We start from the raw sequence: 565 nt of genomic DNA, 5'->3' as shown, positions 1-565 counted from the left end.
TTGATGCGCTGGGCTTCTTCGAGCTGGTCCTCGAGGACGATGATGCGGCAGGCGGCCTCGACGGCGGTGCCCTGGTCGACGAGTTCGCGGGCGCGTGCGGCGATGCGCAGCTGGTAACGGGAGTAGCGGCGGTGGCCGCCCTCGGAGCGCAGCGGGGTGATCAGGCGGTGTTCGCCCAGGGCGCGCAGGAAGGCGGGGGTGGTGCCGAGCATCTCCGCGGCCCGTCCCATGGTGTAGGCGGGGTAGTCGTCGTCGTCGAGACGCCCGCGTGTGTCGTCTGCTGTCATCTGCACCTCTCTCTGAATCTCCGAAACGCGTCGAGGGGCCCTGGTGCCGTACGGCACCAGGGCCCCGAAGGAACTACTACACCACCTGCCGGCCCCGATACTGCGCCGGCCTTCTGTGTCCGCTCGCCCGGCCTGACTGCTGCCGGGGGCGCGGGGATCGCGGTTGCTTGACCGGAGACCACCTCACTGACGATGTCCTGCGGTACCCGGACCCAGTACGTGCGTCCGGGCGATCCTGATGGCGCTGCGCTCCTCCGTCCTCTCCTCGGTGATCAACT

1 protein-coding gene is annotated in these 565 nt (G+C 69.2%); it reads right to left on the bottom strand.

Annotated elements, in window-relative coordinates; all coding sequences use genetic code 11:
* On the bottom strand, positions 1-287 hold a 287-nt coding region (locus ADL08_RS12465; RefSeq protein ID WP_053642175.1), incomplete at its 3' end, for a MerR family transcriptional regulator.
* Positions 288-565: the final 278 nt, after the last annotated feature.

The sequence above is a fragment of the Streptomyces sp. NRRL F-6492 genome (genome assembly GCF_001280125.1).
Lineage (GTDB): Bacteria > Actinomycetota > Actinomycetes > Streptomycetales > Streptomycetaceae > Streptomyces.
The sequence above is the reverse complement of the archived record's forward strand: the minus strand, read 5'-3'. Positions and strand labels throughout refer to the sequence as shown.